We start from the raw sequence: 16545 nt of genomic DNA, 5'->3' as shown, positions 1-16545 counted from the left end.
ATGGAACATACCTGGCGCTGGTTCGGCCCGGCCGACCCCATCACCCTCGGCGAGATTCGCCAAGCCGGCGCGACCGGCATCGTCACCGCACTGCATGACATTCCCAATGGCGAGGTGTGGCCGGTGGACGCGATCGCCGCGCGCAAGCAAACGATCGAAGCCGCCGGGTTAGTCTGGTCGGTGGTGGAGAGCGTGCCGGTTCATGAAGCGATCAAGCAGGGGCTGCCGGAGGCCGAGCGCTATATCGAGAGTTATCGCCGGACGCTGGCCAATCTCGGCGAATGCGGTATCGATGTGGTCTGCTACAACTTCATGCCGATCCTCGACTGGACCCGCACCGACCTCGCCTGGCCGTTGCCGCACGGCGGGACCGCGCTGCGTTTCGACCAGACGGCCTTCGCGGCCTTCGATCTGTTTCTGCTCGAGCGCGAGGGTGCACACGCGGATTACGGCGACGCCGAGCGAGAAGCGGCCAGAGCCTACCTCGACACGCTCGATGCCGCGGCACGAACGCGCCTGATCGATACCGTCATCGCCGGGCTGCCCGGCACCGAGGAGCACTACACCCTCGAAGACTTTCGCCACGCCCTTGCCGCCTACCGTGGCATAGACGCCGAACGCTTGCGCGCCAATCTGGCAGCGTTTCTACGCGCCATCGTGCCCGCGGCAGAGCAAGCCGGGGTGCGCCTGGCGATTCATCCGGACGATCCGCCCCGGGAACTGCTGGGACTGCCGCGCGTCGTCTCCACCGCCGAGGACGCCCAGTTCGTGCTCGACAGCGCGCCCAGCACCGCCAACGGCCTGACCTTCTGCACCGGCTCCTACGGCGTTCGCGAGGAGAACGATCTCGTCGCCATGGCGGAACGCTTCGCGCCTTACATCCACTTCGTGCATCTGCGCGCTACCCGGCGCGAAGCCGACCCGCTCAGTTTCCACGAGGCCGAGCACCTGGACGGCGATGTCGACATGGTCGGGGTGATCGTCGAGCTGGTTCGCGAACAGCGTCGGCGCCAGCGTGACGGCGGTCCACGTCTGCCCATGCGCCCCGATCACGGCCACCACCTGCTCGACGATCTCCACCGCGAAACCCGCCCCGGCTACCCGCTGATCGGCCGGCTCAAGGGGCTGGCCGAACTGCGCGGGGTGGAACTTGCGATAGCGCGGCTCTGTTGATGACCCAACGCATCTCCTTCGCGCCTTTCCACGTAAGCTCCTCAGTACGGCAGACTCGTACGACCACCATTCACGCAACAGCGCGGGGTTCATGAACCATGCCGATCAAGACATCACCGGTCCCTCCCACGGCTCGAATATTGCCGATCCTCTGGCTGGCGACCACGCTGGCGGCGCTCGCCTTCGCGGCCACGGCAACCGCCGCCGAGGGCGAGCGACTCAGCGGCGACGAGATCCAGCAGCAGGTCTGGGGGCATCGCGTCCAGGGCGCCATGGCGAGCGGCCAGCAGTACGACGAAGTCTATCGCCAGGACGGCAAGATCGAGGGCGATGGCTATACCGGCCAGGCCACGATCGTCGACGATCGCATGTGCTTCGACTACGGCGATGGTCAACCGACCTGCTACGGCGTCCGCCAGGACGGTGACGAGAGCATCGAGTGGCTTGACGGCGACGAGGTCGTCGGTGAAGGCGAGCTCAGCAACGCCGAGTGATCGCCACGGGCGGCCGCTGCAACGGCGGTCGCCACTTCCAGCGCACCATTACGCAACCCGCGACCGCAGTGGTATGGTAACGACCGAACCATCAGGACAGATCCCATGTCGCTACCGATTGGTCCGGGATTGGCCGGAACCCGCATCCTGCTCGGCATCAGCGCCGGCATCGCCGCCTACAAGAGCGCCCATCTCGCCCGCTTGTTGAAGAAGACCGGCGCCGAAGTCCGCGTGGTCATGACCGAAGGCGCGCAGGCTTTCATCACCCCGCTGACGCTGCAGGCACTCACCGGCGAGCCGGTGCGGACATCGCTGCTGGATCCGGAAGCCGAAGCCGGCATGGGCCACATCGAGCTGGCGAAATGGGCGGATGTCATCCTGATCGCCCCCGCCACCGCCGACCTGATGGCGCGGCTGGCCCACGGTCACGCCGACGACCTGCTGACCACCCTCTGCCTCGCCACCGAAGCCCGCTGCCTGATGGCGCCGGCCATGAACCAGGCGATGTGGCGTCATCCGGCCACCCTGGCCAATGCCGACCGGCTGCAGCAGCTGGGCTGGGCGCTGCTGGGCCCCGACGCCGGCGACCAGGCCTGTGGCGACGTCGGCCTCGGCCGCATGCTCGAGCCGGAAACCATTCTCGCCCGGCTGCTGGGCGAACTTGAACCGGGCCAGGAAGCGGCGTCACGGGTGATGCCCGTGCACCGGGATCTGGACGGCAAGCGCGTGGTCATCACCGCTGGACCCACCCGCGAAGCCCTGGACCCGGTGCGTTATCTCTCCAACCACAGCTCCGGCAAGATGGGCTACGCCCTGGCCGCGGCCTGCGCCGAGCGTGGCGCCAGCGTCACGCTGGTCAGCGGCCCGGTGACGCTCTCGACGCCGCCCGGTGTCGAACGGATCGAGGTGACCTCGGCTGTCGAGATGCTGACCGCGGTCGAATCCTGCATGCCGTGCGACCTGTTCATCGGCTGTGCCGCGGTGGCCGACTACCGCGCCGCCGCCGTCAGCGAACACAAGTTGAAGAAGACGGGAGACGCCGGCGGGCTGACCCTCGAGCTGGTGCGCAATCCGGATATCGTCGCCACGATCGCGGCGCGGGCGGACCGACCGTTCACGGTCGGCTTTGCCGCCGAGACCCAGTCGTTGGAGACACACGCCGACAGCAAGCTCGAACGCAAGCGCCTGGACCTGATCGTCGCCAACGATGTCTCCCTCGAGGGTATCGGCTTCGGCGGCGACGACAATGCCGCCACGCTGCTGTGGCGGGAGCGGGAGCGGACCCGGCACCACGCGTTGCCGCGTCAGCCCAAGACGGCACTGGCCAACGCCATCGTCGATCACATCGCCGATCGCCTGCGCTAACGCATCCGGTCCGCCTCCCAGCGGTGGTAAGCTGAGCGGCTTGCTCGTCATCTCACTTCATGCACCCTCAGGAACGACGCTTCATGTCACACAGCACTGCGCCCGCCAGACCCAAGCTCTCGGTCAAGATTCTCGATGAGCGGGTACACGACTACCCGCTGCCCCACTACGCCACCACAGGCAGCGCCGGCATGGACCTGCGCGCATTGCTCGACGACGCGTTGACGCTGGCGCCCGGCGACACGGCCCTGGTCCGCACCGGCCTGGCCATCCACATCGGTGACCCGGGCCTGGCCGGCGTCGTCCTGCCGCGTTCCGGCCTCGGCCACAAGCACGGTATCGTGCTCGGCAATCTGGTCGGGCTGATCGATTCGGACTACCAGGGCGAGTTGATGATCTCGGTCTGGAACCGCGGTCAGGAGACGTTCGTGCTCGAGCCCGGCGAGCGGCTGGCGCAGTACGTGCTGGTGCCGGTGGTCCAGGCCGAGCTCGACATCGTCGAGGAGTTCGTCGCCACCGAGCGCGCCGGCGGCGGGTTCGGTCACTCCGGCCGGCAGTGAATCGTCTTCCGCCTCCCATAGCCGTTCTCTGCAAGGACATGTCACGTGGCGCTAAGCGCAACCATCTATAAAGCGAAACTCAACGTTAGCGATCTGGATCGCCACTACTATGGCGATCATGCGCTGACCGTGGCCTGCCACCCGTCCGAGACGGCGACGCGACTGATGGTGCGCCTGCTGGCATTCATCGACAATGCGCACGCCATCGGCGCTGACAACGATCTCGCCATGACGCGCGGCCTGAGCAGCGAGGACGAGCCGGATCTCTGGCTCAAGGCACCGGATGGGCGAATCCTGTTGTGGATAGAGCTGGGCGAGCCGTCGCTGAAGCGCATCAAGCAGGGCCTTTCCCGGGCGGAACGGGTAGTGGTCTATCCCTACGCCCCGCGCAGTGCGGCACAGTGGTGGAAGAAGCTCGAAAGCGATGTTCTGGCCCTGCCCCGGGTGACGGTCTGGAGCCCGCCGCCGGAACCGCTGGCGGCGCTGACCGCGCTCGTCGACCGCAACCTGAGCCTCGACGCCACCCGGATGGAAGGCGAATGGCTGATGACCGACGGCCAGGTTTCGGTGGCGCTGGAGTTCGAGCGCTGGGCATGAATCTCGCGTCGAAGCCGTTCGCGAAACAAAGGAAGATTGAAACATGACGACGAATGAGCAGCCCGGCGCCGACGTGCCGGCCTCGATCTTCAGGGCCTACGACATTCGCGGTATCGTCGACGAGACGTTGACCGAGGAGACCGTGGAATGGATCGGTCGCGCGGTGGGTAGCGAAGCGGCGGCGAGGGGGCAGCAGACGGTGATCGTCGCCCGTGATGGCCGCCACTCCGGCCCTCGCCTCCAGGCGGCGCTGATCCGCGGCCTGCGCGCCGCCGGCAGGGACGTGATCGATATCGGCCGCGTGCCGACCCCGGTCCTCTACTTCGCCACCGCGACGCTGGACGAGAGCCGTAGCGGCGTGATGGTGACCGGCAGCCATAATCCGCCTGACTACAACGGCTTCAAGATCGTGCTCGACGGCGTCGCCATCTCCGGCGAGGCGATCACGGGCCTGCTCGCGCGCATCCGCAGCGGCGAGTTGAGCGAGGGCGAAGGCTCGCTGGAGCAGCGCGATATCGGCGAGAGTTATCTTCAGCGCATTCTGGGTGACGTCTCCCTCGACCCGTCCGGGATCGGACGTCCGCTCAAGGTGGTAGTGGATTGCGGCAACGGCGTCGCCGGCGAACTGGGGCCCAGGCTGATCGAGGCGCTGGGGGCGGAGACCGTTCCCCTGTTTGCCGAGATCGACGGCGACTTTCCCAACCATCACCCCGACCCCGGCAAGCCGGAGAACCTTGTCGACCTGATCGCCAAGGTTCGGGAGACCGGTGCCGATGTGGGGCTGGCTTTCGACGGCGATGGCGATCGCCTGGGCGTGGTCACGCCGGCCGGCGAGATGATCTACCCGGACCGGCTGATGATGGCATTCGCCACCGACCTGCTAAAGCGAGATCCTGGCGCGCGTATCGTCTTCGACGTCAAGTGCACCGGCAATCTGGCCCAGATCATCGAGCGGGCCGGGGGCGAGCCCGAGATGTGGCGCACCGGCCACTCGCTGATCAAGGCACGCATGAAGGAGACCGGCGCGCAGCTGGGCGGCGAGATGAGCGGCCATATCTTCTTCGCCGAACGCTGGTACGGCTTCGACGACGGACTCTATGCCGCCGCCCGGCTGCTGGAAATTCTGTCGCGCCAGACGGTGGATGCCGACCGCTACTTCAGCGCGTTTCCCCAGGACGTCAGCACTCCGGAGCTGAATGCCCCGGTGACCGACGAGGAGAAGTTCGCGATCGTCGAGCGACTGGCCGAGAATGGCGACTTCGGTCAGGATGGCATCAAGACGACGCTGGACGGCATTCGCGTCGACTACCCCGATGGCTGGGGGCTCTGCCGGGCCTCCAACACCACGCCGATGCTGGTCCTGCGATTCGAAGGCAAGGACCAAGCGGCACTGGCGCGTATCCAGCAGCGGTTCGGCGCCGCAGTGCTCGCGGTGGCGCCGCACGTCGAACTGCCGTTCTGAGATCACGGCGCACGAGACATACGCAACAACAGGGAACGCGCCGCCGGTGCCGGTAGGCTCACGGTGCACAGACAGTGGAGAGATAACGCCTCATGAACGAGAGCCCGCGCGACCCGCGCCAGGTGGTCGAGATCCTGTCGGAGGCGCTGCCCTACATCCAGCGCTATTCGGGCAAGACGGTGGTGGTCAAGTATGGCGGCAACGCCATGACCGAGGACAAGCTGATCGACTCCTTCGCCCGCGACATGGTGTTGATGAAGGAGGTCGGCATCAACCCGGTGGTGGTGCACGGCGGCGGCCCGCAGATCGGCCAGTTGCTGGCACGGCTCAACATCGAATCGCGCTTCGTCAACGGCATGCGCGTGACCGATGCCGAAACCATGGACGTGGTCGAGATGGTGCTGGGCGGACTGGTCAACAAGAACATCGTGACCCAGATCAATCAGTGTGGCGGCAAGGCGATCGGCCTGACCGGCAAGGACAACGCCCAGATCCGGGCGCGCCAGCTCAAGGTCGAACAGTACAATCCGGCACTGGCCGAACCCGAGATCATCGATATCGGCCATGTCGGCGAGGTCGAGCACATCTCCACCGACCTGATCGAGATGCTCTCGAAGGCCGACTACATCCCGGTGATCGCGCCGATCGGGGTCGATCGCGAAGGCCATAGCTACAACATCAACGCCGATCTGGTCGCCGGCAAGGTGGCGGAGGCGCTCAAGGCCGAAAAGCTGATGCTGCTGACCAACGTCGCGGGGCTGCAGGATGCCCAGGGCAACGTCATGACCGGCCTCTCGACCGAACAGGTCGACGCCTTGATTGCCGACGGGACGATCTACGGCGGCATGCTGCCGAAGATCCGCTGCGCGCTGGATGCCGTCAAGGGCGGTGTCGACAGCGCTGTCATCGTGGATGGCCGCGTTGTCCATTCGACCCTGCTGGAGATCTTCACCGATGCCGGGGTCGGCACCCAGATCACCGATCATCGGGACTGAACCCGACAAGAGCCTCTTTTCATACATCGCGGGCGTGGAGGGCCCGCCCGGGTGCCAGACAGTCGACGCGCACCCGGGACGCTCCAGGAAGGAGCCTCGACGAGACAACCGATAAGAATCGCCATGACGCAGGCAACCCCCCAACTCTCCCGCCGTGAGCAGATCCTCCAGGCACTGGCACTGATGCTCGAGGAGGACAGCGGCAAGCGTATCACCACCGCCGCCCTGGCCCGCCAGGTCGGCGTCAGCGAGGCGGCGCTGTACCGCCACTTCCCGAGCAAGGCGCGCATGTTCGAGGGACTGATCGAGTTCATCGAAGCCAGCCTGTTCGAGCGCATCCGGCGCATCCTCGACGACGAGCCGTCGGCCCTCGCCCGCTGCGAGACGATCGTCCAGCTCGTGCTCGCCTTCGCCGAGAAGAACCCGGGCCTCAGCCGGCTGATGGACGGCGATGTCCTGACGGGCGAGACCGCCCGACTGCGCACCCGCATGTCGCAACTGTTCGAGCGGCTCGAGACCCAGTTGAAGCAGATCCTGCGCGAGGCGGAACTGCGCGAGGGGCTGCGCCCGCAACTGCCGGTCTCCGCCGCCGCCAACCTGCTTTCGGCCTTCGTCGAGGGTCGGATCAGCCAGTACGTGCGCAGCGATTTCCGCCACCGCCCCACCGTCCATTGGGAGGACCAGTGGCGTCTTCTGGGCGGCGGGCTGCTGACCACAACGACCCACCAGACGACGTCCGTCTAGGGCGAGTCCGGGGTGCCCAAACGCAAAAAGCCCGGNNCCGGGCTTTTTGCGTCTCTGCCTGAAGCGATGTACCACTCAGGCCTGTCTAGGGCTCGCCGCCCACATTCATCAGCCGCAGGGGTGGCTTACGCCGCGATGGTGTCGCCGAGCTGCTGCTTGATCTTCTTCATCGCATTCTTCTCGAGCTGACGGATGCGCTCGGCGGAAACGCCGTAGACATCGGCCAGATCGTGCAGCGTGGACTTGTGCTCCGAGAGCCAGCGCCGCTGCAGGATGTCGCGGGAGCGGTCGTCCAGCTCGCTCAGCGCTTCCCGCAGGCGACGCGTGTAATCGGCCTCCCAGTCGTCCGCTTCGAGCTGAGCCGCCGGGTCGAAGCTATGATCCTCGAGATACTGGGCCGGCGCCTGGTAGCTCTGCTCGTCGTCGTCGCCCGGCGAGGCGTCGAAGCCGGCGTCATAGGAAGCCAGCCGACCCTCCATCTCGCGCACCACCTTGGGCTTGACGTCGAGATCCTTGGCGATGGCATCGACTTCGTCGTTGTTCAACCAGGCCAGGCGCTTCTTGGCGCTGCGCAGGTTGAAGAACAGCTTGCGCTGGGCCTTGGTGGTGGCGATCTTGACGATACGCCAGTTGCGCAGCACGTATTCGTGGATCTCCGCCTTGATCCAGTGCACGGCGAACGACACCAGACGAACGCCCTGATACGGATCGAACCGCTTGACCGCCTTCATCAGGCCGACGTTGCCTTCCTGAATCAGGTCCGCCTGGGGCAGACCGTAGCCTGAGTAGCTGCGGGCGATGTGAACGACGAAGCGAAGGTGAGACATGATCAGACGGCGGGCCGACTCGAGATCGTCCTCCTCGTGCAGCCGCACGGCAAGGTCGTGCTCCTCGTCCGCCGTCAGTACGGGAATGCCATTGACGGCCTGGATATAGCCGTTGAGATCGTGCCCCGGGGAGAGATTCCCGATGGATTGAAGACTGGTGCTCATGTGCGTTGTCTCCATGGTTGACGACGTGTCAATGGGGAGAGCCTGTCGGCTCGATCCACCGGAAAGCACGCCGCAACAGGTTGTTCTGCCTGTTTGCGAGGATACCTGATGAGACCCTCAATCTAGACAAAAGTTCAAGATGTTCGCCAGCCTCGATGACTCGAAAACCCAGCGTCGCCTGGTGGTGGCCCAGCATCCTGGGTGACCTTCTTACCCTATTTCGCCCACCTTGACCAGTTTTCGGGCCTCTGCTTCCAACCTAGCGCGGCTTGATGTCCGCCAGATGACGCCCGACGGCCAGCCACGCGCCCAGCCAGCCCAATAGTGTACTAAAAAGCAGCAGAAAAGCCGAATGAGTGGTGCCCAGGGAGGGCAGAGCGAACTGGGCACCGTAGCTCTCCGCCAGCGCCGCGACGGGTGATGCCAGCCAGTTGCCCCCGACGATCAGCATGACCAACGCCAGGACCCCGCCACCCAGGCCGTACCAGGCGCCGCTATAGAGGAACGGGCGTCGCACGAACGCGTGGGTGGCGCCGATCAGGGTCACTACCTCGATCTCCTGACGCCGACTCTCCACCGCCAGCCTGACCGTGTTGCCGACCACCAGCAGGACACCCAGGCCGAACAGCAGCGCCAGTGCCAGCGCGACACGTTGGCCGACCGCCGCCAGTTGCTGAAGCCGATCCAGCCACGCCAGGTCGAGGCGAACCTCGTCGACGCCGTCGAGCGTCTGCAGACGCTGGCTCAGCGACTGCACGGCGGCGGGATCGGTATCGTCGGGAGTCACCACGACGCTCGCCGGCAGCGGATTGGTGTCGAGCTGGGAGAGCGCATCCTCGACCCCCAGCGTCTGCTGGAACTCCGCCAGCCCCTCGGCCGCCGTCACCAGGCGAGTCCCCGCAACGCCGCTCTGCTCGCCGACTTCGGCCGCCAGGCTCATGGCCCGGGATTCATCGACGTCGGCGTCGAAATAGACCGTCAACGTGGCACTCTCGTCCAGCTCGGCATCGACCAGGCGCGCACTGTCCAGGGCCAGCCATAACCCCGCGGGCAGGATCAACGCAATGGCGATCGCGAGCATGGTCAGCAAGGTCGATATCGGGCGCCTGACCAGACGCAGGGCACTGTCGCTCATCATGGCCCGGTGATGCCGCAGCCAGGCCCGGCCGCCGCCGGACGATCGACGCGTGGGCTTCTGGGCACCGCGCCGGGAGGGGCCGGTGGATTGGCGCTCGCTCATGCCGCCTCCCCATCGCCGACGAGCCGGCCATCCCGCAACTTCAGCACTCGGTGGCGCAACCGGGCGATGAGGGCGAGATCGTGGCTCGCCACCAGCACCGTGGTACCGATGCGATTGAAATCCTCGAACAGCCGCATGATGTCGGCGGAGAGCTGGGGGTCGAGGTTGCCGGTGGGCTCGTCGGCCAGCAGCAACGCCGGTTTGTTGACCACCGCGCGCGCAATACCCACGCGCTGCTGCTCGCCGGTAGAGAGCTCGATCGGCAGCGCTCGCTCACGATGCAGCAGCCCGACCTTGTCCAGCGCGGCCCGCACGCGCCTGCCGGCATCGATGGGCTCGACGCCCTGAATGGTCAACGGCAGCGCGACATTGGCGAAGATATCGCGATCGAACAGCAGTTGATGATCCTGGAAGACGACGCCGATCTGGCGCCGGTAGTAGGGAACCTGACTGATATGCAACCGATCCAGATCGTGGCCGGCGACCAGCACCCGGCCACGCGAGGGGCGCTCGAGGCGCATGATCAGCCGCAGCAGCGAGCTCTTGCCGGCACCGGAGTGGCCGGTGAGGAAAAGCATCTCGCCGCGCTCGACCCGGAAATTGATATCGGCCAGCGCCTCGAAACGACCACCGTAGCGCTTGCCGACGTGCTCGAACGCGATCATGAGTCGGCGTCGCCGTCCCGTCCGAACAGCGCCTTGACGAACGTCTGGGCGTCGAACGGGCGCAGATCCTCCAGCGACTCGCCGACGCCGATGAAACGAATCGGCGTTCCCATCTTCTTGGCCAGGGCAAAGATGATGCCGCCCTTGGCGGTGCCGTCGAGCTTGGTCAGGGTGATGCCGGTCACCGGAATCGCCTCGTCGAACGTCGTCGCCTGGGAGATCGCGTTCTGTCCCGTTCCCGCGTCGAGCACCAGCATCACTTCATGGGGAGCGCTGGCGTCGAGCTTGGCCATGACCCGCTGCACCTTCTTGAGCTCTTCCATCAGATGGCTCTTGTTGTGCAGGCGACCGGCGGTATCGGCAATCAACACATCGACCTTGCGCGCGCGCGCAGCGGCGACCGCATCGTAGATGACCGAGGCACTGTCGGCGCCGGTATGCTGGGCGATCACCGGTACCCGGTTACGCTCGCCCCAGACCTTGAGCTGCTCCACCGCTGCGGCGCGGAAGGTATCGCCGGCGGCCAGCATCACGCTGCGCCCCTCGTTCTGGAAACGCTGGGTCAGCTTGCCGATGGTCGTGGTCTTGCCGACGCCGTTGACGCCGACCATCAGGATCACGAACGGACCCTCGCCTTTGGCCGGCAGTTGCAGCGGCTGGGAAACCGGTTCGAGCAAGGCCGCCAGCTCCTCCTGAAGCGCGCGATACAAGGCGTCGGCGTCGGCCAGCTCCTTGCGCGATACCCGACCGGTCAAACGCTCGATGATCTCGCTGGTGGCCTCGATGCCCACGTCCGCCAGCAGCAGTTGGGTCTCGAGGTCCTCCATCAGCTCATCGTCGATCTGCTTCTTGCCCAGCAGCAGGTCGGCAATGCCGTCGGTCAGGTTGGCACGCGTACGCCCGAGGCCGGCACGCACACGCGAGAGCCAGCCGCCCTTGGGCTTCTCCTTCGGTGCCGGCGGACTCGGCTCTACCGCGGTCTCCATGGAGGGCACTGGGGTCACGTCGGTCGCCAGATCGGCCTCGCGGGTACCATCCGCGGGGTACTCCTGCAGGGCCGATCGCGGAGACTCAGGGTCCAGCGGCTGAGCCAGCGACTCCTCGGCGGCCGTTGTCTCGACCGGCGAGGGTTGATAGTCCACCGGCACCGGTCGATCGGGAGATTCGGTCTCGACGGCCGACGCCGTGGCAGGGACTGCGGTTGCCACCGTCGACGAGTCCGCTGACTCCTGCGAGGGGGAGGCCTCGACGTTCCCGGAATCTGTCTCCCCGGCGGCGGACGGGCCCTCTCGTTCGGCCGGCGGCTGCGGTTCACCGGCACCGGTGGAACGTTCGCCTTCGACGTCTCCTTCCCGGTCTTCGACCACGCCAGCTTCCGGGTTCTCTTGTTCTGACGCCGCCTCGGCCCGTTCCGACTCGCGCCGGCGTGCCTCTTCTTCCTGCTGCTTTTTACGACTCTTGAATAGTCCGAACATGGATGGCTTCACTGCTGAAAAGCCGTGCTCGCGCCACTTACCAGCGTCGATCGTCACGGCTTCGGAGAATATCGTTATCGAGGGCTCATCCTATCACCGCGAGTGTTGCGGGGGTACAATTGCGCGCCATGAATCGACGCCGCCCACGCCGGGTTTCCGACAGCGCTCGCTCGCGCCAGCCCTCTCAAGCCACCTCTCGCGGTGGCCGTGGCCAGTTGCGCCTGATAGGCGGCGAGTTTCGTCGCCGCAAGCTGCCGATACCGGACAGCCCCGGCCTGCGCCCGACGCCGGACCGGGTGCGCGAAACCCTGTTCAACTGGCTGGCTTTCGATATTGCCGGACGGCAGGTACTGGACCTCTACGCGGGCACCGGCGCACTCGGCCTGGAAGCGTTGTCGCGAGGGGCGGCCCGGGCCACGTTCGTCGAATCCACCGCCCCGGTGGCCAAGGTGCTGGAAGCGAATGTCGCGACGCTGGGCGCCGCCGGAGACGTCGTCGGCATCCCCGTCGAACGGTTCCTGGCGACGACGCCCAGCAGGTTCGACCTCGTCTTCCTCGACCCCCCTTTCCGCCAGGGGCTGGCCGCACAAACCTGCCTCGACCTGGAAATGGGCGGTTGGCTGGCGTCCGATGCGGTCATCTATGTCGAGACGGAACACGAGCTCGTCTGGTCCCCGCCGGCATCTTGGCAACTTCATCGCGAAATCGTGGCGGGAGACAGTCATGGGCGACTTTTCAGACGTCAACCCGACGCCGGCTGACGTCGCCACTTCGAGACGCTTGTCGTCGGCCTCGGCGCCACGTAGGCTGCGGCCATCGAACCAGCGGCCATACCTCGGGAACGAGTCACGAACTTTCAAGGAGAGTAGAGATGAACGGTGAAATCTTCGCCAAACTGGAACAGAAGATTCAGGATGCCGTCGACAGCATCGAGATGCTGAAGATGGAGAATGAAGAGCTCAAGGCGGAGAACGCGCGCTTCCAGCAGGAGCGTGAGGAGTGGGAACAGCGCCTCGGAGGGCTGCTGGACAAGCTGCAGTCGCTTGACAGCGCCTCCACCAGCGACAACGGCTGAGACGGCGGCACGGGGCGACCTGCTCAGGCCGTCCCGTGCGGCAGCCAGCCCACCGCGGCCTCGCTTTTCACTCCCCCGGGTCCCTGCCAAGTCACCCTCGCGTTCGGCCGGGCGTCCTCGATCGATCGCGTCAGACCAGGTCCCGCGACATCAGCAGCGCATCTTCTCCACGTCCATCGTCACGACGGTAGTAACCGCGACGCTGGCCGTCGATCCTGAAGCCGGCACGCTCGTACAGTCGCCGCGCCGCCAGGTTCGATTCCCGCAGCTCGAGCAGCAGGCGCTCGGCCCCCTGGGCACGGGCGCATCGCATGACCCACCCCAGCATCTTCCATGCCAGACCTTGGCGTCGCGCATCGGGCAGCACGCAGATCGACTGTAGCTCGGCGTCAAATGGCAGATAGGCCAGGATGGCGACGGCCCACAGTGTGCTGTCTTCGGCCGATCGAATGCCCCAGACCGCGTAGCCGTCGTCCCTCAACGCCGCCTCCAGCAGCGCTTCCGACCAGGCGTCATCGTTGGCCCGGCGCTCGAACGCCATCAACACCGGCAGGTCGTCGGCGTCGAGCCGAACCGGAATGGCCCCGCCAGTGAAGGCCTCGGGATGAAAAGCGTCGATGGACATGGGCATGACTCGAGGAGGATCGTTCAAGCGCTCCGGCACCGGCGGGCGGGAGCTGCTATTCGGGAGAGTCCAGGCCCTGGCGCCAGGCGCTTCCCGCCGCCTGCAGCAGGGACCAGCACTCGCGCTTGGCATTGGCCGAGCTCAGCAGGTCGTCGGGGTGCGGCAGGCGGTGGCAGGCCCAATCGCCCTCGTCCCCCGAATCGCTCAGCAGCGACGACCAGACCTCATCGCCGACGGCGATGGCACCGTCGATTCTCATACCGTGGCGACGCGCCTGCCCAGCGCAGAAGACCAGGATACCTTCACGCGCCTCATCGGCGGGATCGGTGGCCTGCAGGTCCATCAACGGCCAGGTCAGACGCGACAGCGGCGCCCCACCGGCGGGCATGCTGGCGCTCTGCAGCATCTGTCCCAGCAGCGCCTGGCCCGCGGCGGAGATCGGCCGCTCGCCGGGAAGCAGCAGCCACCAGCGCTCACCGATGACCGAGAGCGACAAGGTGAACCGAAGCGGCTCGGCGGCGGGCGCAGCATCCTCGGCAACGTCCACGGGAGCCTGCCCGGTCCCGGAGACCGTTGGCGCCGAAGAAACCGCCGCGTCGGAATCGGCGGTGCGGTCGGGAGAAGACGGCGGCGACTCGACCCGGGGCGCGTCTTCCCCGAGCAGGGCCCTGGCGCGCGACAGCGGTGCCGCGGTCTGTTGCGTCGGCGACGCATCGGCGGCGGGCCGATCGCGCTCGACCGGTCGTGCCGGCGTTTCCAGCAACGCCTGCAGCCGCTGCCCCGGCGCCGGTTTTTCCGGTTCGGCCGCGGCTTCCCATTCGACCTGCTCGGTCGGCTTGGCGTTGACGAAGCGATACCGCGAGGCCCAGGTGGAGATCCCCATGGCCTCGAGGTACTGCAGCCGCTGCGGATCGCCGATCACTGGCCGCCCCCGCCGCGACAGTGGGGCGAATCCGGACGTACGCCGCCACGGGTCGACCACTGTTGCGGCGTGTAGAGATGCAGTGCCAGCGCATGGACGGGGCCGGCGAGTTCATCAGCGAGCAGGCTGTAGATCAACTGGTGGCGCTTGACCGGCATCAGCCCGGCGAATCGCTCCGAGACCAGCGTCACCTTGAAGTGAGTTTCGGAATCCGGTGGCACATGATGCATGTGGCTCTCGTTCTCGACCGTCATCTCGACCGGCTCGAGCGTCGCGAGTTTCTCTTCGATACGTGCCTGAACACTCATGACAGTTCCTCCTGAACCAACCGGACCATTGTAACGCCTTGCTCGGGGGTTGGGTGAGCCTCGAGCAGGGCTCAGCGCCGAAGTCCCTTGGCGGCCATCGGCGTACGATAGAGACTCAAAGCCAGTGCGATCGCCACCGATGCACACCCCACCCAGAGCGACAGCGTGAGCGAACCGAACGAGAGACCGAGGATCAGCCCGACCAAGGCCGTGCCCAGCGACTGCCCGAAGGTGCGCACCGAGGCCAGCACGCCAGAGGCGTTGGCGCTGAGATCGACCGACACGCTGCCGATCATCTCGCGATTGTTGGGCGCCTGGAACAGGCCGTAACCCACCCCGCAGAGCGCGGTGCGCCAGATCACGTCGAGGTAGCTCGAGTCGGCGCCAAGGCCAGTCAATGCCAGCATGCCGAGCAGGAACAAGCCCAGGCCGGTCGAGCTGATCAGCGCCGGGTTGCCCTTGTCCGCCAGGCGCCCTGCCAGCGGCCCGATGATCATGATCACCAGCGGCCAGGGCGTGAACAGCACTGCCGACATGATCGGCGAGACGCCCATGACGGTCTGGTAGAGAAATGGCAGCCCCACGAACGCCACGCCCTGGGCCAGGAATGCGAACATCGACACCACCGCCGCGAACGAGAAGCGCGGCTCGACGAACAGTGCCAACGGCACCAGCGGCTTGGCGACATGGCGCTGGCGATAGACGAATCCCACCAGGCAGATCACGCTGACAGCCAGCGTCGCCAGGGCCAGCACGCCCCCCTTCCCGTGGCCGAACTGATCCAGCGCGAAGACGCTGCCACTGAGCATGACGATCGACATCAGCGCGCCCCAGATATCGATCCGCCCCGGAATCGCCTTCTCCCGCGGCAAGGCGCGAACCCCCAGCGTCAGCGCCAGCAGACCGATCGGCACGTTGATCGCGAACAGCCACGGCCAGCTCGCCAGGTGCAGGATCAGCCCCCCCAGCGACGGCCCTGCAGCAATGCCGAAAGCCACCGTCAGCGCGCTCAGTCCGATCGCCGAGCCCAGCAGACGGGTAGGAAAAATGATGCGGTAGAGCGATGGCCCGATGCTCAACATCGCAGCGGCGCCGATCGCCTGCAGCCCCCGCATCACCAGCAGGAATTCGAACGAACGGGACAGCGCACAGCCCAGGGATGCCACGGTGAAGACCGCCAGCCCGCCAATATAGAGCCGGTGACGACCGATGCGTCGGCTCACCGCGGCGAAGGTCAGCAGAAGCGCCGCCGTCACCAGCTGATAGACGTTGGCGATCCAGATCGATTCGGCGCCGCTGATCGCCAGCTCCTTGGCCAGCGTGGGAAGGGCAATGTTGACGATACCGTTGTCCAGCACCGCCATCTGGGTGCCAGTGATCATCGCCAGCAGCGCCAGCTTGCGTTCACGTCCGGGAAGACCGTCGTCCCCCGGCCGCTCCTCGAACAGCCGCTTCAGCATGGGCTGCAGAAGCGCGGAGCATCGCCCTCGAGTAACATCCGCAACCTCACTCCTCGTCGGTCTCCATCAGCAGTTCGTCGTCGACTTCGGAGGTCTCCAGCTCGGCCTCGTCGTCGAGGTCCACCGCCAGATAACTGTGTTCCAGGGTGAGAAAGGTCTCGAACAGCGCCCAGTCCAGGCTCTCCGGCCACTGGCGCTCATCTTCCTCCCACGCTCGCAGCTCGGTCTCGAGGATGTCGTAGTAGCGCTCTCCGACATAGGCCTGCAGGGCTTCCGGCGTATCCATCTCGGGGATGAGATAGACGGTATTCTCGCCAGCGATGTCTTCGAGCGTCAGGTCGTCTTCACCGACCATCGGCTCCAACGAGTTGACCCAGTCGACGAACGCCTGGG

General features: G+C 66.2%; 19 protein-coding genes. 10 read left to right on the top strand and 9 right to left on the bottom strand.

The window, feature by feature from the left end:
* The 8 genes from uxuA (at position 1) to slmA (ending at position 7390) form a co-directional block, all read left to right on the top strand.
* Positions 1 to 1173 (top strand): mannonate dehydratase, encoded by a 1173-nt coding sequence (gene uxuA / locus DOM45_RS16070; RefSeq protein ID WP_110602172.1) that lies wholly within the window; start codon positions 1 to 3, stop codon positions 1171 to 1173.
* Positions 1174 to 1271: 98 nt separating this feature from the next.
* Positions 1272 to 1667, top strand: a complete 396-nt coding sequence (locus DOM45_RS16065; RefSeq protein WP_157958456.1) for a hypothetical protein — start codon at positions 1272 to 1274, stop codon at positions 1665 to 1667.
* Between the two features lie 105 nt (positions 1668 to 1772).
* A complete protein-coding gene (coaBC, locus tag DOM45_RS16060) occupies positions 1773 to 3032 on the top strand; it encodes a bifunctional phosphopantothenoylcysteine decarboxylase/phosphopantothenate--cysteine ligase CoaBC (protein WP_110602167.1) in 1260 nt (419 codons plus the stop codon).
* Between the two features lie 83 nt (positions 3033 to 3115).
* Positions 3116 to 3592, top strand: a complete 477-nt coding sequence (gene dut / locus DOM45_RS16055; RefSeq protein ID WP_110602165.1) for a dUTP diphosphatase — start codon at positions 3116 to 3118, stop codon at positions 3590 to 3592.
* A gap of 45 nt (positions 3593 to 3637) precedes the next feature.
* Positions 3638 to 4189: a YaeQ family protein gene (locus DOM45_RS16050; RefSeq protein ID WP_110602163.1), complete on the top strand. Its 552-nt coding sequence runs from the start codon at positions 3638 to 3640 to the stop codon at positions 4187 to 4189.
* Positions 4190 to 4232: 43 nt separating this feature from the next.
* Positions 4233 to 5651, top strand: coding sequence for a phosphomannomutase/phosphoglucomutase (locus tag DOM45_RS16045; RefSeq protein ID WP_110602161.1), 1419 nt, complete (start codon positions 4233 to 4235; stop codon positions 5649 to 5651).
* 92 nt (positions 5652 to 5743) lie between these two features.
* On the top strand, positions 5744 to 6646 hold the full coding sequence (argB, locus tag DOM45_RS16040; protein WP_110602158.1) for an acetylglutamate kinase: 903 nt from the start codon (positions 5744 to 5746) through the stop codon (positions 6644 to 6646).
* 123 nt (positions 6647 to 6769) lie between these two features.
* A complete protein-coding gene (slmA, locus tag DOM45_RS16035; protein WP_110602156.1) occupies positions 6770 to 7390 on the top strand; it encodes a nucleoid occlusion factor SlmA in 621 nt (206 codons plus the stop codon).
* Positions 7391 to 7515: 125 nt separating this feature from the next.
* Here slmA and rpoH read toward each other — a convergent pair whose 3' ends face one another.
* The 4 genes from rpoH to ftsY all read right to left on the bottom strand — a co-directional run bounded on the left by rpoH (position 7516) and on the right by ftsY (position 11762).
* Positions 7516 to 8382 carry an RNA polymerase sigma factor RpoH gene (rpoH, locus tag DOM45_RS16030; RefSeq protein WP_110602154.1) on the bottom strand — a complete coding sequence of 289 codons (867 nt, stop codon included), beginning with the start codon at positions 8380 to 8382 and terminating at the stop codon, positions 7516 to 7518.
* A 259-nt stretch (positions 8383 to 8641) separates the two neighbouring features.
* The gene (gene ftsX / locus DOM45_RS16025) at positions 8642 to 9622 is read right to left on the bottom strand and encodes a permease-like cell division protein FtsX (RefSeq protein WP_110602152.1); all 981 of its coding nucleotides are present in this window, start codon (positions 9620 to 9622) and stop codon (positions 8642 to 8644) included.
* Positions 9619 to 10287, bottom strand: coding sequence for a cell division ATP-binding protein FtsE (gene ftsE, locus DOM45_RS16020; protein WP_110602150.1), 669 nt, complete (start codon positions 10285 to 10287; stop codon positions 9619 to 9621). Before ftsE ends, ftsX begins: the two co-directional genes overlap by 4 nt.
* A complete protein-coding gene (ftsY, locus tag DOM45_RS16015; RefSeq protein ID WP_110602148.1) occupies positions 10284 to 11762 on the bottom strand; it encodes a signal recognition particle-docking protein FtsY in 1479 nt (492 codons plus the stop codon). Before ftsY ends, ftsE begins: the two co-directional genes overlap by 4 nt.
* Positions 11763 to 11890: 128 nt before the next feature.
* On the opposite strand from ftsY, the gene rsmD reads away from it, so the two are divergent.
* Together rsmD and DOM45_RS16005 are read left to right on the top strand one after the other, a co-directional pair.
* Complete coding sequence (gene rsmD, locus DOM45_RS16010; protein ID WP_110602146.1) at positions 11891 to 12523, top strand: 16S rRNA (guanine(966)-N(2))-methyltransferase RsmD; 633 nt, start codon at positions 11891 to 11893, stop codon at positions 12521 to 12523.
* 110 nt (positions 12524 to 12633) lie between these two features.
* Positions 12634 to 12837, top strand: a complete 204-nt coding sequence (locus tag DOM45_RS16005) for a cell division protein ZapB (RefSeq protein ID WP_110602144.1) — start codon at positions 12634 to 12636, stop codon at positions 12835 to 12837.
* 130 nt (positions 12838 to 12967) lie between these two features.
* Here DOM45_RS16005 and DOM45_RS16000 read toward each other — a convergent pair whose 3' ends face one another.
* The 5 genes from DOM45_RS16000 to DOM45_RS15980 form a co-directional block, all read right to left on the bottom strand.
* Positions 12968 to 13462, bottom strand: coding sequence for a GNAT family N-acetyltransferase (locus DOM45_RS16000; protein ID WP_110602142.1), 495 nt, complete (start codon positions 13460 to 13462; stop codon positions 12968 to 12970).
* Positions 13463 to 13517: 55 nt separating this feature from the next.
* Positions 13518 to 14384: a hypothetical protein gene (locus DOM45_RS15995; RefSeq protein WP_110602140.1), complete on the bottom strand. Its 867-nt coding sequence runs from the start codon at positions 14382 to 14384 to the stop codon at positions 13518 to 13520.
* On the bottom strand, positions 14381 to 14692 hold the full coding sequence (locus tag DOM45_RS15990; protein ID WP_110602138.1) for a BolA family protein: 312 nt from the start codon (positions 14690 to 14692) through the stop codon (positions 14381 to 14383). Before DOM45_RS15990 ends, DOM45_RS15995 begins: the two co-directional genes overlap by 4 nt.
* 71 nt (positions 14693 to 14763) lie before the next feature.
* On the bottom strand, positions 14764 to 16152 hold the full coding sequence (locus DOM45_RS15985) for an MFS transporter (protein ID WP_110602136.1): 1389 nt from the start codon (positions 16150 to 16152) through the stop codon (positions 14764 to 14766).
* Positions 16153 to 16198: 46 nt separating this feature from the next.
* The coding region (locus tag DOM45_RS15980) for a hypothetical protein (protein ID WP_110602134.1) at positions 16199 to 16545 on the bottom strand (347 nt) is incomplete at its 5' end.

Origin of the sequence: Salinicola lusitanus, from assembly GCF_003206045.1 — a bacterium.
Taxonomy (GTDB): Bacteria; Pseudomonadota; Gammaproteobacteria; order Pseudomonadales; family Halomonadaceae; genus Salinicola; species Salinicola lusitanus.
Note: the sequence above shows the minus strand (reverse complement) of the source record. Positions and strands in the feature narration are given on the sequence as shown.

Coding starts and splice junctions, on each gene's coding strand:
- uxuA (WP_110602172.1), top strand. CDS start 1: ATGGAACATACCTGGCGCTGGTTCGGCCCGGCCGACCCCATCACCCTC.
- DOM45_RS16065 (WP_157958456.1), top strand. CDS start 1,272: ATGCCGATCAAGACATCACCGGTCCCTCCCACGGCTCGAATATTGCCG.
- coaBC (WP_110602167.1), top strand. CDS start 1,773: ATGTCGCTACCGATTGGTCCGGGATTGGCCGGAACCCGCATCCTGCTC.
- dut (WP_110602165.1), top strand. CDS start 3,116: ATGTCACACAGCACTGCGCCCGCCAGACCCAAGCTCTCGGTCAAGATT.
- DOM45_RS16045 (WP_110602161.1), top strand. CDS start 4,233: ATGACGACGAATGAGCAGCCCGGCGCCGACGTGCCGGCCTCGATCTTC.
- argB (WP_110602158.1), top strand. CDS start 5,744: ATGAACGAGAGCCCGCGCGACCCGCGCCAGGTGGTCGAGATCCTGTCG.
- slmA (WP_110602156.1), top strand. CDS start 6,770: ATGACGCAGGCAACCCCCCAACTCTCCCGCCGTGAGCAGATCCTCCAG.
- rpoH (WP_110602154.1), bottom strand. CDS start 8,382: ATGAGCACCAGTCTTCAATCCATCGGGAATCTCTCCCCGGGGCACGAT.
- ftsX (WP_110602152.1), bottom strand. CDS start 9,622: ATGAGCGAGCGCCAATCCACCGGCCCCTCCCGGCGCGGTGCCCAGAAG.
- ftsE (WP_110602150.1), bottom strand. CDS start 10,287: ATGATCGCGTTCGAGCACGTCGGCAAGCGCTACGGTGGTCGTTTCGAG.
- ftsY (WP_110602148.1), bottom strand. CDS start 11,762: ATGTTCGGACTATTCAAGAGTCGTAAAAAGCAGCAGGAAGAAGAGGCA.
- rsmD (WP_110602146.1), top strand. CDS start 11,891: ATGAATCGACGCCGCCCACGCCGGGTTTCCGACAGCGCTCGCTCGCGC.
- DOM45_RS16005 (WP_110602144.1), top strand. CDS start 12,634: ATGAACGGTGAAATCTTCGCCAAACTGGAACAGAAGATTCAGGATGCC.
- DOM45_RS16000 (WP_110602142.1), bottom strand. CDS start 13,462: ATGTCCATCGACGCTTTTCATCCCGAGGCCTTCACTGGCGGGGCCATT.
- DOM45_RS15990 (WP_110602138.1), bottom strand. CDS start 14,692: ATGAGTGTTCAGGCACGTATCGAAGAGAAACTCGCGACGCTCGAGCCG.
- DOM45_RS15985 (WP_110602136.1), bottom strand. CDS start 16,152: ATGCTGAAGCGGCTGTTCGAGGAGCGGCCGGGGGACGACGGTCTTCCC.